9 protein-coding genes and 1 pseudogene are annotated in these 12805 nt (G+C 70.6%); 4 read left to right on the forward strand and 6 right to left on the reverse strand.

Features of this window, described 5'->3' with window-relative positions:
* Positions 1–38: 38 nt before the first annotated feature.
* The 3 genes and pseudogenes from ACH4YP_RS01105 to ACH4YP_RS01115 all read right to left on the reverse strand — a co-directional run bounded on the left by ACH4YP_RS01105 (position 39) and on the right by ACH4YP_RS01115 (position 4442).
* Positions 39–2170 (reverse strand): annotated as a pseudogene (locus ACH4YP_RS01105) (putative bifunctional diguanylate cyclase/phosphodiesterase).
* Entirely contained in the window at positions 2167–2979 is an 813-nt protein-coding gene (locus ACH4YP_RS01110; protein WP_361065210.1) for an SAM-dependent methyltransferase, read from the reverse strand. Before ACH4YP_RS01110 ends, ACH4YP_RS01105 begins: the two are co-directional and overlap by 4 nt.
* A 464-nt stretch (positions 2980–3443) precedes the next feature.
* Positions 3444–4442, reverse strand: a complete 999-nt coding sequence (locus ACH4YP_RS01115) for an SCO0930 family lipoprotein (protein ID WP_398488776.1) — start codon at positions 4440–4442, stop codon at positions 3444–3446.
* Between the two features lie 259 nt (positions 4443–4701).
* On the opposite strand from ACH4YP_RS01115, the gene ACH4YP_RS01120 reads away from it, so the two are divergent.
* The 3 genes from ACH4YP_RS01120 to ACH4YP_RS01130 all read left to right on the forward strand — a co-directional run bounded on the left by ACH4YP_RS01120 (position 4702) and on the right by ACH4YP_RS01130 (position 6837).
* A complete protein-coding gene (locus tag ACH4YP_RS01120) occupies positions 4702–5310 on the forward strand; it encodes a hypothetical protein (protein WP_398488777.1) in 609 nt (202 codons plus the stop codon).
* A gap of 16 nt (positions 5311–5326) precedes the next feature.
* Positions 5327–6091, forward strand: coding sequence for a hypothetical protein (locus ACH4YP_RS01125; protein ID WP_361065202.1), 765 nt, complete (start codon positions 5327–5329; stop codon positions 6089–6091).
* Between the two features lie 221 nt (positions 6092–6312).
* On the forward strand, positions 6313–6837 hold the full coding sequence (locus ACH4YP_RS01130; protein ID WP_398488779.1) for a hypothetical protein: 525 nt from the start codon (positions 6313–6315) through the stop codon (positions 6835–6837).
* A 70-nt stretch (positions 6838–6907) separates the two neighbouring features.
* On the opposite strand, the gene ACH4YP_RS01135 is transcribed toward ACH4YP_RS01130, so the two are convergent.
* Positions 6908–7393 carry a hypothetical protein gene (locus ACH4YP_RS01135; protein ID WP_361065197.1) on the reverse strand — a complete coding sequence of 162 codons (486 nt, stop codon included), beginning with the start codon at positions 7391–7393 and terminating at the stop codon, positions 6908–6910.
* 332 nt (positions 7394–7725) lie between these two features.
* Between ACH4YP_RS01135 and ACH4YP_RS01140 the strand changes: the two genes are divergently transcribed.
* A complete protein-coding gene (locus ACH4YP_RS01140; RefSeq protein WP_361065281.1) occupies positions 7726–8391 on the forward strand; it encodes a class F sortase in 666 nt (221 codons plus the stop codon).
* 73 nt (positions 8392–8464) lie between these two features.
* Here ACH4YP_RS01140 and ACH4YP_RS01145 read toward each other — a convergent pair whose 3' ends face one another.
* Both ACH4YP_RS01145 and lysX read right to left on the reverse strand, forming a co-directional pair.
* Positions 8465–9313 carry a polysaccharide deacetylase family protein gene (locus ACH4YP_RS01145; RefSeq protein ID WP_398488781.1) on the reverse strand — a complete coding sequence of 283 codons (849 nt, stop codon included), beginning with the start codon at positions 9311–9313 and terminating at the stop codon, positions 8465–8467.
* A 101-nt stretch (positions 9314–9414) separates the two neighbouring features.
* A complete protein-coding gene (gene lysX / locus ACH4YP_RS01150; protein ID WP_398488783.1) occupies positions 9415–12702 on the reverse strand; it encodes a bifunctional lysylphosphatidylglycerol synthetase/lysine--tRNA ligase LysX in 3288 nt (1095 codons plus the stop codon).
* Positions 12703–12805 lie beyond the last annotated feature (103 nt).

Genomic DNA, 12805 nt, shown 5'->3' on the forward strand with positions numbered 1-12805 from the left:
CGCACCCGCACCCCGCCACTCCCGCGGAGCGGCCACGCTCAGCCCGTCGCGTCCACCAATGCCAGTTCGTGGAGGCGGTCCGGGGGCCCCGGGCGTAGTACCAGCCCTGGGCCGTGTCGCAGCCCAGTATGCGGAGCTGCTCGGCCTGGGCCGCCGTCTCCACGCCCTCGACCGTGACCGCGAGGTCAAGGCTGTGGGCAAGAGAAACGATCCCTTCGACGATCTTGAGGTCGACGGGATCGGCGGGGAACTGCTGCATGCCCTGGGTGAAGGAACGGTCCAGCTTGAGGATGCTCACCGGGAGGCGACGCAGGTTGGCGAGGTTCGAGTAGCCCGTGCCGAAGTCGTCGAGGGCGATGTCGACGCCCATCTCGGCGAGCCGGCGCAGCGGCTTGAGCAGGTCGTCGTCGGCGCCGATCAGCGCGGACTCGGTGACCTCCAGGCAGAGCGAGGACGGTTCGAGTCCGATGCGCTCCAGGATGTCGACCGTGTCGGCGACCAGGCCGGGATGGGTCAGCTGGCAGGGCGAGAGGTTCACGTTGATACGCAGCGGTCCGGCGTCGGCGTGACGTTCCTGCCACTCGCGGGCCTGGCGGACCGACTGCTCCAGGACCCACCGTCCCAGCGGCACGATCAGGCCGGTGTGCTCGGCGAGCGGGATGAACCGGTCGGGTCCGAGCACGCCGTGCTGCGGATGCAGCCAGCGCACGAGAGCCTCGGCGCCGCGCACGCTGCCGTCGCCGAGGTGGACGAGCGGCTGGTACTCGATGAAGAACTCGTTCCGGTCCAGGGCCGCGGGCAGCGCCGTGGTGAGCCCGTGCCGGGTGATGGCACGGGCGTCGGCCTCGGGGTCGGCGAGCTCGTAGCGGTTGCCGCCCGCCGACTTGGCGCGGTACATCGTGATGTCGGCGCTGCGCAGTACCTCGGCGGGGCCGCGCTCGCCCGCCGGGCCCTCGACGATGCCGATGCTGCCGCGGACGGTCAGTTCCCTGCCGTCGATGCGCACCGGTGTGATCAGGGCGTTCATGATGCGGTCGGCGAGCGCGTCGACCTCGCTCTCGGTGTCGGGCCCGGTCGTCAGGGCCACGAACTCGTCGCCGCCGAGCCGGGCGACCATCTCGCCGGGCGCGGTCGCGCAGGACTGCAGCCGGTCGGCGACCTCGACGAGCAGCCGGTCGCCGGCCGCGTGTCCGAGGCTGTCGTTGATGGTCTTGAAGCCGTCGAGGTCGAGGTAGCAGAGACCGAAGCGCATGCCGTCGCCCGCCGCGAGCGCCTTGTCGAGCCGCTCGAAGAACAGCGTCCGGTTGGGCAGTCCGGTGAGCGCGTCGTGCGTGGCCTCGTACCGCAGCCGCAGGTTGAGCAGCCGCCGCTCGGTGGTGTCCTCCATGAGGGCGAGCTGGAACTGGGGCCGGCCGTCCGCGTCACGCAGCAGGGAGACGGTGAGGTTGGTCCACAGAACCGTTCCGTCAGGGCGGTAGAAGGCCTTCTCGACGTGGTAGTGCTCGCGGTCGCCGGTGACCAACTCCTCGTAGAGCCGCCACACCTGGGGGGCGTCCTCGGGGTGGGTCCACTCGGTGACGTTGCGGCCGCGCATCAGCTGCTCGGTGCCGCCGAACATGCGCAGCAGAGCGTTGTTCACCTGGAGGATGTTGCCGTCGAGGTCGGCGACGCCGATGCCTATCGCGGCGCCCTCGAAGACCGCGCGGAAGCGTGCCTCGGTGGCGTGCAGGGCGTCCGCCACCACGCCCTGGGCCTGGAGGGCGGCGCGTGCGATGGACTCCTGCTCGGCCAGCGTCCGTTCCCGCAGCGCGTGCGCGAACCCGGCCGCCATGGCGTGCTGCAGGCGTGCCGAGCGGGCGCGCAGGGCCTCCTGGGACCCGTCGCCGCCGCAGTAGAGCACCAGGTAGGCGTCGACGCAGTCGAGGGTGCGGCTGAGCGCCTCGGGTTCGGTGCAGTGCGCGTCGATGAGCGCGGCGCCGACGGCCTGGCCCTCGGCCGCTTCGAACGTCCTGGCCCGCAGCGCCTCGCTGAGCCGCCGGGCGAGCGGCACCAGGCGCTGCTCGAATTCCGGCCGGGTCAGCGACGTCGCGGTCGCCGGGAACACGGCCCGGCTCCAGATCGTCGCGAACCTGCGCAGTCTGTCCTCCGGCCCGTCCGGCTCGGCGGTCACGCCTTGCGCCCCACGCCCGCGAAACCCGAGTAGGCATAAGGGTCCTCGTCCTCGGACGCCGAGTCGGGCCGCCATTTCGCCATCGGCACCAGTCCGGGTTCCACCATGTCGTACCCCTCGAAGAACCGCGCGACGTCGTCGCGCGAGCGCATGATCAGCGGGTTGCGGATGTCCTTGTAGACGTCGACGGCGCCCTCGGCCCGCTCTTTTGAGAGCGGGAGTCCCTCGTACGAGGCGTGCGAGACGACGAACAGGCTGCCGGGCGCAAGCGCGTCCCTCAGCTCTGTCACCGCCCCGTACGGGTCGTCCGTGTCCTCCACGAAGTGAAGTATGGCAACGAGGAGGAGTGCGACTGGCCGATTCAGGTCTATCAGGCGCTGAACCTGAGGGCTCGCCAGGATCTCCTGGGGCTTGCGGAGGTCGGCGGTGACCACGTCCGCGTCCTCGTTCCCGGCCAGCACGGCCGTGCTGTGCGCAACGGCGACGGGGTCGTGGTCGACGTACATGACGCGTGCGCCGGGGCGGGCACTCTGCGCCACCTCGTGGACGTTGCCGAAGGTGGGGATGCCCGAACCGATGTCGAGGAACTGGTCGATGCCCTCGTCGGCCGCGAATCGCACGGCACGGCGCAGGAACCCGCGGTTCGCCTGCATGATCTTGGGAAGTCCCGGCATGAACTCCATGGCCCGGCGCGCGGCTTCCCGGTCGACCTCGAAATTGTGCGATCCGCCCAGGTAGTAGTCGTAGACGCGACTCACGCTGGGCACCGAGATGTCGATGCCACGTGGGGCCCAGGCGGGACGCTCCATCTATCTCTCCAAGGCGTAGACGATCCGGTGTTCGAGCTGAGGCTACTGATCGTCCGCCAAAGGAGCGAGTGGAAACGGAAATTGACCATCCGTTCCAGGTCGCCGTCTCCGGCACGTGCCGAATTCGCCGCCTTACGAAATCGGACCGAAGCGTTCCAAAGAGTTCCGGGGAAACTGCGCAGCGTTACGAAGAAGCGTGCGGATAACCGTTCACGCGACCGGATCCGGCCGGATGTGAAAAAGCCGCTTCGCCCCCTCCGTGCGGAGCGGAGGGGGCGAACCGGTGGTTGTGCACACGTTTTCCGAACTTCCGGCACTCTCCTTCTCTGTGCGTTCACGCTCTCCGTGTGTGCGTTCACAACCTTCCGCGCTTCGAACGTCGCCTCCCCTCCGCGCTTCGCGATCGGTGTGTCTCGGTGACCAACCTGGGGAAGTGATCGTTCGGTTGGCCGCTTCGGGCCCGGCTACTTCGGCTTGCCGAGCGGCTTGCCCTCCGGGGAGATGGCGTACCACGTGCCGCCGACGCCCTGGCCGTTGGTGTCACCGGGCTTCTTGTCACCCGCGAAGGTGTAGAGCGGCCAGCAGTCGATGCTCTGCTGCTTGAGGCCGTCCGGGCGGTTGTTGACGACGTAGCCGCGCCGTCCGTCGTTCTTGTTGTCGATGCCCTTGGTGTCGGCGGCGTCGACCGGCGCGACGACCGGCCACTTCTCCAGGCACTCGCCGACACAGTTCGACTTCATCGGCCAGGGGACGTCCTTCTCGAACCGGTAGACCGTCATGCCGTTCTTGTCGATGACGACCTCACCGAGCTCGGGGTCGTTACGGGTCGACAGACCCGGCAGGTCTGCGGCTTCCGCGCTGCCGCCGGCCGCGGCCTCTCCGCCACCGGAGGCCTTCTTGCCATCGGGGGCCGTCGCGTACCAAGTGCCGCCCACACCCTGGCCCTTGGTGTCACCGGCCTTGGTGTCCTTCGCGAACCGGTACAGCGGCCAGCCCTCGTAGGTCAGCTGCTTGGTGCCGTCGGTACGGGTGACCTCGCCGAGCAGGGTCTTGTCAACGCCGATCGGCGCGGTGGCGCCCGAGGCCGGAACCGGCGGCCAGGCAGTGGCGCAGTCGCCGTCACAGTTCGACTTCGGCGGCTCGGCCGTGTCCTTGTCGAAGCGGTAGAGCGTCATGCCCGCGCTGTCCGTCACAACCTCACCGAGCTTGTCGGTGTCCGCCACGGCAAGCTGTCCGGCGCTCTGCGTCTGAGTACCGGCGGCCGCACCGGCCGTGCCGGCACCGGCTCCGGTGCTCGGGCTGGCCGCGGCCCCCGCCGAACCGTAACCATTGGCCGCGGGCGCCGCGCCCACGTTCTGGCTGCCGGTCGAAGTGTCCGCCTTGTCCTGACCGCACGCCGTCGTCAGCACCAGCACTGCCGCAGCTGACGCTACGAGTGAGGCGCTCCGCCAGGAGGTCTTCATTGGTAACTCCCGCTGTCTGCTTAGGTGTTGCGGCGCTGATCCACACCGCGTATGGCCCTAGGTACGGGCGGGAGTGCGGTGAGTGTTCAAAGCGCGCACATATTTCTTTCTGGTAACGCCCGGGAGCCCTGCTTTCGGTGGGGCGCGGGAGGCCTGCTCAGGCGTGTGACGGCAAGCGCGCGAGCCCCTTGTCCCTCCTTCGGGGCAACCTGGGCGCACTCTCGCGCGCGCGAGCGCGTGGGGACCGATGATCTCCGTCGTGCCTGGACCACTACGAACTCAGCCACGGACCGGATGCGCCCTCGTCATACGCCTGCTGACGCTGCTCGCGCTGACCTGGATCGCCGGTGGCGCGCCCGCTCCGGCGGCCGCCGACGCCTGCGCGTACGCGGCCACGGGGCCCGGCGGCGACGGCACGGTGGCGGTGGCCGTCGCGGGGACCTGCCCCACGCCGACGCCCACACCGACTCCGACGCCGTCCCTGCCCTGCCCGACTCCGGAACCACCCCCTCCGCCGAAGCCCCCGCCCAAGCCGACTCCGACGCCCACACCGACACCCGCCCCGCCGCCTCCCCCACCGCGGCCTGCCCCCGACCCGCCGACCGTGCCACCGCCCGCGCCCGCCCCACCACGGCCGGCTCCCGTCGTACCGCCCCCGGCGGTCCCCGCGCCGGCTCCGAAGCCCACTCCGACACCGAAGCCGACCCCCACCGCGCACCCCAGCCCCTCGCCGACTCCGGTGAGTTACCCGCCGTACCGCACCAGGCCGCGCAAGGCGCCGCCCCGCGACGGCCCGTCCCTGGTCTCGCTCACCCTGCTCATCACCGCGCCCGCGGTGTTCGCCGTCGCCGCGCTGCGCCCGCGATGACCTCTGGAGGAATCCTTTGTCGGAATGGCTTGTTCTCGCCCTCGCGATGGCGGCGGCCACCGTCGTCGTCCTCATCGTCACCGTCGTGCGGCACCACACCGCCGCCGAGGACGACGATCCGTCCGAGACCCCGGACGTGATCGAGTACATGACGATGATGATCGGCGTGGTGTACGCCATCGTGCTCGGCCTGGCCATCGCCGGCGTCTGGGAGGCGCGCGGCGTCGCCCAGGATCACGTCCAGAACGAGGCGTACGCGCTGCACGAGATCTCCGAGCGCGTCCGGGTGTACCCGCCCGACGTGCGCGACCGCATCCGGGACGACGTCAACGTCTATGTCGGCCACGTCGTCACCACCGAGTGGAAGGCCATGGCCGACGACGGCAAGGTCACGGACGAGGGTACGAAGCTGCTGGCCAGGATCCGCAACGACGTCACCGACTACGAGCCGCGGACGGACTTCGAGGCCCAGGCCTACCAGCCGCTCCTCGACCAGGTCACCGCGGCGGACAACGCGCGCACGGCCCGCGCGGAGTCCACGGCTCCGACCATGCCGGGCGTCGTGTGGTTCGGTCTGATCACCGGAGCCGTGGTCACCGTCGGGCTGATCTTCGCGCTGCAGATCCGCCGCACCCTGCGCGAGGTGATCCTGGCGGGCCTGTTCGCCGCCCTGATCGCCTTCCTGCTCTTCCTGATCTGGGACTTCGACGCTCCCTACAGCCGCGGGATCACGGCGACGGCGGATCCGTTCCTGACGCTCTTCCCGAAGGCCGGTGAGTGACGGACCCCTACGAGCCGGCTTCACCGGGGGACGGACGCCACGCCGCGCCCGTCCCCCAACCGCAGGCATCAGTTACCCGGTTCGGCCCACACCGTTGCCCCATTCGCGCGACAGCGATCGCGCCCGCGCCCGCACCTTCCTAGCGTTTCGATCATCGAGGTGCATGTACGGCGCAGCGGAAAAGGTCCGCGGCTGCGCCTCGGGGACCCGGAGGACTCACCATGCGCGCGATACGCGTCGCTTCGGCCGCACTGCTGGGCATGACCGCCCTGACCCTCACCGCACCCGTCGCCGCCGCCCGGGACGACGGGGAGGAGCGCAACATCACCTCGTTCGGCTTCAACGTCTCGCCCACGACCATCGCCGCCGGCGGCCGTGTCTCGTTGTCGGTCAACGGCTGCAAGTCGGACACCAAGGTGTCCTCGGGCGTCTTCGACACGGTGACGATCCGCAAGGGACAGGGCTCCGCCACGGCCACCGTCGACTGGGACGCCAAGCCCGGAGCGGTGTACGAGGTGACGTTCCAGTGCGGCGACGAGTCCGGCCACACGGACCTCACCATCGCCACCGGCCGCCCGGACGACCCGACGCACACCCCGGTCCACCGGGGCGTCAAGGCGGGCGTCGGCGGCAGCGCGGGCGACTTCGACCCGGGTGAGATCGGCCTCGGCGCCGCGCTCATCGCGGGCTCGGTCGGCGCGGCGTACTACTGGTCGCGGCGGCGCGCCGGCGAGCACGGCGGCTGACGCACCGGACGCAGCGGACAGCCCTTCGCCCCGGAACCCCTGAGGGTCCGGGGCGAAGGGCTGTCCGGGCTCAGATCCTGTTCTCGGAGCGGCGGCGCATCCAGAACACCCCGCCGCCGATGAGGGCGAGGCCGACGAGGCCGCCGCCGATCGCGATGTCGGTCGGGGTGGCACCGGTGGAGCTGCTGCCACCGAGACCGCCTCGGACACCACCGATGACGGTGAAGGCCTGCGGCTTGGTGAGGGTCTTGCCGCTGCAGTGGACCGTGATGTCGTACGAGCCCGGGTTGGCCGAGCTGTTGATGGTGGCGGTCCCCTTCGAGGTCTCGTTGTTGCCACCGGTCGACGAGAGTCTGGCCTGCGGGAACGCCGTCGACGTCATGGAGCCGCCGTTCGGGCAGCCGTCCACGGTGACCGAGAGCTGGCCGCCGCGGGCGATGACGCTGGGCATCGCGGTGATGTTGCTCGGGTTGTCCCAGGCCGCGGCCGTGGGCGCGGCGATTCCGACGGCGGCGAACGCCACCGCAGAGACCGCCAGGGCACGAGTGGTACGCATGTGATCCTCCGCGGAAGGCGCCCCGGGAACCGTCCCCGAGTCGATCGGCGAGAAAACGCCTCCCAGACAGACCCTCAGTTGCCCTGCACAGGGCCGCATTTCGAGAATGCTCCGTACCGGTGAGAGGACACGCCGAAGGAAAGGAACACAATCGGATATTGCCGCAGGTCACGGACCGTCAGAAATTTCCTGGCGACGGCAACTCGGATGGCGCACGGCGACACGCTCAGCCACCCGTTCGCGCTTCTCCCGTCGCCCTGTGCGCGCGCTGCGCTTAGCGTTCTCGTATGCGCGACGGACGTGGCGACGGCCACGTCGAGAGGGGATTGCGAATGTCCGTGACCGAGCTGGCGGAAGAGGAGGAGCGCCCCAAGAGGCGCGCTCCTTGGGGCGTGATAGCGCTTGTCCTGCTGACCGGCCTCGCTCTCATTCGGAATGGTTCGGGAGAGTTCGACGTCGGGCCCCCGCAACCGGCGACGGCCGCCGCCGCGGACAATCACGTCACCGGCAGCACGACCCGCACGGGTGCTCCGGCCCCCCTGCAGTTCTCCGTGGCAGACCGCATCAGGATCCCGGCGATCCGGGTCGACGCCCCCGCGACACCCGTGGGCCTCGACATGGAGGGCTGGGTGGACGCGCCGCCGCCGGAGGACCCGAACCTCGCGGGCTGGTTCTCGGGCGCGGTCTCGCCCGGCGAGAAGGGCACGGCCGTCATGGTCGGCCACGTCGACAACCGACAGGGCCCCGCCGTCTTCTACGGACTCGGGGCCCTGAAAAAGGGACATCGCGTGGAGGTCCTGCGCAAGGACGGAAAGACCGCCGTGTTCGAGATCTACGGCATCGAGGTCTTCGAGAAGAACAACTTCCCCGGAGACCGGGTCTATGGGAACACCGGAACCCCCGAATTGCGTGTCATCACCTGCGGGGGCGGTTTCTCCAAGCAGAACGGCTACGACGGGAACGTCGTCGTGTTCGCCCGCCTGATCGAGGTTCGCTGAGCGTTCCCCGGCAGGCGGGCGAAAATCGGCGGAGTTCCACGGAATCCTTTCGGTTCCGTGGAACTCCGCTGCTCTATGCGGACTGCCGACGGGGCACGATGAAGTGGTACCCCGAGTCCAGCAGCCGGGGCAGATAGTCGCGCAGCGCCGTCACACTCTGCGTACGGTCCCCGCCCGCGTCGTGCCCGAGGACCACGACGCCGGGGGCCGCGCCCTTGATGACCCGGCCCTCGATCGCGTCGGCACCGGGTGAGGTCCAGTCGAGGGTGTCGACGGTCCAGGCGAGCGGCTCCATGCCGAGTTCGGCGCCGATCTGGAAGGCGGCCCGGTTCCAGGCCCCGTACGGCGCGCGGAACCAGCCGGGCCGCTCTCCGGTTCCCTCCTCGATGACATCGCAGGTGCGCTCCATCTGGGAGCGGATCTCGGCCCTGGTCAGCCTGGTCAGCAGCGGATGGGACCAGGTGTGGTTGGCCACCACGTGTCCCTCGTCGGCCATCCGGCGCAGCAGGTCCTTGTGGCCGACGGCCATCTCCCCGCACACGAAGAACATGGCGTGCACCTTGTGGGCCTTGAGGGTGCGCAGCATCTGGGGGGTGTAGCGGGGGTCGGGCCCGTCGTCGAAGGTCAGCACCATGGTCTTGCCGCGCCCCGACATACGCAGGAACGGCTCGTGCCGTACGAGGGTCCGCGCGGCCGTGCCGCGGACCGGTCCGTATCCGGCGATGGGCTGAAGACGGTAGGCGGATGGTCTCAGGGCCGCGCGCCTCGCCTGGGCGCCGGCGGCGGGAGCGGCGGAGGACCGGACCGGGGAGCCCGGGTCGGCGGTGAGCACCTGTACCGTGCCGGCCGCGCCCGCCGCTCCCAGCACGGCGGCGCCGGCGAACAACGCCCGGCGCCGCGAGAGGAACTGATCCTTATTCATGAGTAATCAGTCGCCCGGCCGACGTGCGGCGCAGCACATGTCCACCGGTGCGGACGCACGAAAGCACCCGTTGAGAGCAGCTCCCGGAGGTCGGGAGCCGCTCAGCGGCGGCGTACGAGCGGGAAGGGCAGCGTCTCGCGGATGGTGAGCCCGGTGAGGAACATGACGAGCCGGTCGACGCCGATGCCGAGCCCTCCGGTGGGCGGCATGGCGTACTCCAGGGCGTCGAGGAAGTCCTCGTCCAGCTCCATCGCCTCCGGGTCTCCCCCGGCGGCGAGCAGTGACTGCGCGGTGAGCCGCCTGCGCTGCTCGACGGGGTCGGTCAGCTCGGAGTAGGCGGTGCCCAGCTCGGTGCCGAAGGCGACGAGGTCCCAGCGTTCGGCGAGCCGCGGGTCCACGCGGTGCTGCCGGGTGAGCGGGGAGACGTCGGTCGGGAAGTCCTTGTAGAAGGTCGGCAGCTGGGTCTTCTCCTCGACCAGGCGTTCGTACATTTCGAGGACGACATCGCCGCGGCCGTGCTCGGCGGTGTACGGGACCGACGCCCGGTCGCACAGCCGGTGCAGGGACTCCAGGGGCGTGTCGGCGTCGATCTCCTCCCCGAGCGCCTCGGAGATCGCCCCGTAGACCGTCCTGACGGGCCAGGATCCCGAGATGTCGTACTCGGTGCCGTCCTTGCGGGCGACCGGTGAACCGAAGGCGGCGGTCGCCGCGCCCTGGATCAGTTCGCGGGTGAGGTCGAGCATCACGTCGTAGTCGGCGAAGGCCTGGTAGGCCTCCAGCATCGTGAACTCGGGGTTGTGCTTGTAGGAGACGCCCTCGTTGCGGAAGGTGCGGCCCATCTCGAAGACCTTCTCCATGCCGCCGACGCACAGCCGCTTCAGATACAGCTCGGGGGCGATCCGCAGATAGAGGTCGAGGTCGTAGGCGTTGATGTGCGTGGTGAAGGGCCGGGCGTTGGCGCCGCCGTGGATCTGCTGGAGCATCGGCGTCTCGACCTCCAGGTAGCCGCGCTCCAGCAGGCCCTGGCGCAGGGCCTGGACGGCCGTGGACCTGGCCCGTACGACGTCCCGGGCGTCCGGGCTCGCGACCAGGTCGAGGTAGCGGCGGCGCACCTTGGCCTCCGGGTCGGCGAGGCCGCGCCGCTTGTCCGGCAGGGGGCGCAGGCACTTGCCGATGAGCTGCCAGGAGCTGACGAAGACCGTGGGCTGCCCCTTGTCGCTGACACCGGTCAGGCCGGTGACGCTGACGTGGTCGCCGATGTCGACGTCCTTGCGGAACCGGTCGAGCGCGGGACCCGCGTCCTTCCGGGTGAGGGCGAGCTGGAAGTCGCCGGACCAGTCGCGCAGGACGGCGAAGACGATGCCGCCGAAGTCGCGTACGAGCATGACGCGGCCCGCGACCGTCACGTGCTGCCCCTCGCGGACCTCTGCGAGGGCGTGGGTGCGGGGCGGGATGCCGACCGGATAGGGGTCGATGCCGTCGGCGCGGAGCCGGTCGAGTTTGCGGTGCCGGATGCGGACCTGTTCGGGCAGCCCGGACGTCGGATCGGCGGCCTCGGCCTCGCCCCCTCCGTCGAGGCCGAGCGCCGACAGCGACGGCAGACCCTCGGTGCTCGACGGTTTCGGCCCGCCCTTCGCGCGCCCCCTGCCCCGGAGTGTGCGCAGCGACGGTACGGAGACGAAGCCCTCCGCGATGCCCGAGGCCAGGCCGATCCGGGCGAGGGCGGCGGTGTCCCCGTAACAGATGAAGCGCGGATACCACTCGGGGTGGTACTTGGCGTTGGACCGGTAGAGGGCCTCCAGCTGCCACCACTTGGAGAAGAACAGCAGCAGGCGGCGCCAGAGTCTGAGGACCGGTCCGGCTCCGATGCGGGCGCCCTCCTCGAAGACCGAGCGGAACACGGCGAAGTTGAGCGAGATCCTGCGCACGCCGAGCTTTCCGGCGACCGCGCACAGCTCGGCGACCATGAACTCCATGACGCCGTTGGGCGCGCTGCGGTCCCGGCGCATCAGGTCGAGCGAGACGCCGTCGCGGCCCCAGGGCACGAGGGACAGCAGCGCCAGCAGTCTGCCGTCGGAGTCGAGGGCCTCGACGAGGAGGCAGTCGCCGTCCTCGGGGTCGCCGAGCCGGTCCAGGGCCATGGAGAAGCCGCGCTCGGTCTCGGTGTCCCGCCAGGCGTCCGCCCTGGCTACGATCTCCTCCATCTCCTCGTCGGTGAGGGTGGAGTGTCTGCGTACGCGGCAGGTGGCGCCGCTGCGGCGGACGCGGCCCACCGCCTGTCGGGCCACCCGCATGTCGCGGCCGTCGAGGTCGAAGCCGGCGACGTGCAGGATCGCCTCGTCGCCGAGCTGGAGAGCGCCGAGCCCTGAGCGCGCGTACGCCTTCGCGCCCTCCTCGGAGGCGCCCATGACGGCGGGGGCCCAGGCGTAGCGGCGGGCCACGTCGAGCCAGGCGCCGATGGCGTGCTGCCAGGCCTCGCGGTCGCCGACGGGGTCGCCGCTGGCGAGGCACACCCCGGCCTCGACGCGGTAGGTGACGGCGGCCTTGCCGCTGGGCGAGAAGACGACGGCCTTGTCGCGGCGGGTGGCAAAGTAGCCGAGCGAGTCGTCCGCCCCGTACGCCTTGAGCAGCGCGCGGATCCGGCTCTCCTCGTCGCCGTGCAGGGCCGCCTCCATGCGCTGGGAGCGGAAGAGGGTGGCGGCCGCGTTCAGCAGGGCGAGCGCGCCGAACAGGCCGAGGAAGAAGAACAGCGGGCGGGGTGGCCGCCCGTCGAAGGCGCCGCCCGAGATGAGTCCGCCGCAGACCCGGTCGGCGGCCCACAACAGCCGCTGGCCCCGCGGCAGGGTGCCGGGGAAGAGTTCGACGAGCCCCCAGCCGACGAGGATCGCCACGGCCAGCCCGGCGAGCAGCACGCCGAGGGCCCGGCGCACCGCGGCCCTGCGCGAGTCGGCGTAGAACTCCCGGCGGGCCACGATCAGCAGGCACAGGGCCAGCGCGCAGACCACGAGCGAGGGGACGGAGTCGGCGTACTGGCCCATCGCGGTGCCCAGCACGTCGGTGAGGACCAGCAGTCCGAGATAGACGACGACCAGCCACCAGGCGATCTTCTTGCGGGCCGCGATGGCGGCGGCGAGGAGGAACAGGAAGACGGCGTACGCGAGGTTCGCGCTGACCGGGACCACGACCAGGTTCAGCACGTGGACGACCGGGCGCGGCAGCCGGCGCAGCGGCGGTATGAAGGCCAGCACCAGACAGAGCAGGCCGAGGGCCGCGAAGAAGACCGCGAATCCCTCGGGCACCTTGCTGAGGAGACCGTCCCGCGACGGGCGTATCGGCCCTGTCGTGTCCTTCGGGTCCCTCGGGGCTTCCGCCCGGACGCCGGCGTTCATGCTCTCGACTGTAGGAACAGCGGGGCCCGGCCGCCTGTCGAGCGCGGCCGTGCGCGATCCCGGGCGGCTGTTGGGAACCGCCTGTTCCGATAGCCTCTGCGCC

Origin of the sequence: Streptomyces sp. NPDC020747 (assembly GCF_044334695.1) — a bacterium.
In the GTDB taxonomy this organism is placed as follows: domain Bacteria; phylum Actinomycetota; class Actinomycetes; order Streptomycetales; family Streptomycetaceae; genus Streptomyces.

Bases quoted from the DNA above. Each gene is read 5' to 3' on its own strand.
- ACH4YP_RS01110 (WP_361065210.1), bottom strand. From the start codon at position 2,979: ATGGAGCGTCCCGCCTGGGCCCCACGTGGCATCGACATCTCGGTGCCC.
- ACH4YP_RS01115 (WP_398488776.1), bottom strand. From the start codon at position 4,442: ATGAAGACCTCCTGGCGGAGCGCCTCACTCGTAGCGTCAGCTGCGGCA.
- ACH4YP_RS01130 (WP_398488779.1), top strand. From the start codon at position 6,313: ATGCGCGCGATACGCGTCGCTTCGGCCGCACTGCTGGGCATGACCGCC.
- ACH4YP_RS01135 (WP_361065197.1), bottom strand. From the start codon at position 7,393: ATGCGTACCACTCGTGCCCTGGCGGTCTCTGCGGTGGCGTTCGCCGCC.
- ACH4YP_RS01140 (WP_361065281.1), top strand. From the start codon at position 7,726: ATGTCCGTGACCGAGCTGGCGGAAGAGGAGGAGCGCCCCAAGAGGCGC.
- ACH4YP_RS01145 (WP_398488781.1), bottom strand. From the start codon at position 9,313: ATGAATAAGGATCAGTTCCTCTCGCGGCGCCGGGCGTTGTTCGCCGGC.
- lysX (WP_398488783.1), bottom strand. From the start codon at position 12,702: ATGAACGCCGGCGTCCGGGCGGAAGCCCCGAGGGACCCGAAGGACACG.